Consider the following 854-nt stretch of genomic DNA (forward strand, 5'->3'; position numbering starts at 1 on the left):
TTGCCATCGCGCACAAAGATCGGATGCTCTTTAACCGAAACCTGTACATATAAATCACCTGACGGCGCGCCATGCGTGCCCGCTTCACCCTCACCTGCCAAGCGAATTCGATCACCGGTATCGACACCCGGCGGAACCTTAACAGACAAAGTCTTGGTTTCTTCTATCACACCCGAACCGTGACATGAACGACAAGGATCTTTAATCATTGTTCCCTGGCCGCGACAATTTGGACAGGTCTGCTGCACAGAGAAAAAGCCTTGCTGCATTCTGACCTGGCCCGCACCATTACAAGTACCACAATGCTCAGGCTTAGAACCTTTTGCAGCACCCGAGCCATTACAAGGCTTACAGGTCACATGAGTTGGTACGCGAATTTTTACTGTTGTACCCTTAACGGCATCTTCCAAGTCCAAGTCGAGGGTATAACGTAAATCAGCACCACGAGCGCTACGCTGGCGGCCACCGCCACCTCCGCCGCCACCGAAAATATCACCGAAAACATCACCAAAAATATCGCTAAAGTTACCATTACCACCACTAAAGCCACCGCCACCAGCTTGCGGGTCAACACCTGCGTGACCATACTGATCATAAGCGCCACGCTTCTGCTCATCAGAAAGGATCTCATAAGCCTCAGTTGCTTCTTTAAACTTTTCTTCTGCTTGAGCATCATCCGGGTTGCGGTCCGGGTGGTACTTCATCGCCAAGCGTCTGTAGGCCTTCTTAACTTCCTTCGCATCAGCTGAGCGTTCAATACCCAGAACTTCGTAATAATCTCGTTTCGACATATGCAACAACCGTATTCAATAAAACCGTAAATAAAACTCTTCCCCGACCTCTGCCGAAGGATG

The 854-nt window shown here is 49.9% G+C and carries 1 protein-coding gene; it reads right to left on the bottom strand.

The window, feature by feature from the left end; translation table 11 throughout:
• Positions 1-791 (bottom strand): molecular chaperone DnaJ (locus A3756_RS15915; protein WP_068553888.1); only part of this gene is annotated, 791 nt, incomplete at its 3' end.
• Positions 792-854: the final 63 nt, after the last annotated feature.

The sequence above is a fragment of the Oleiphilus sp. HI0086 genome (assembly GCF_001635225.1).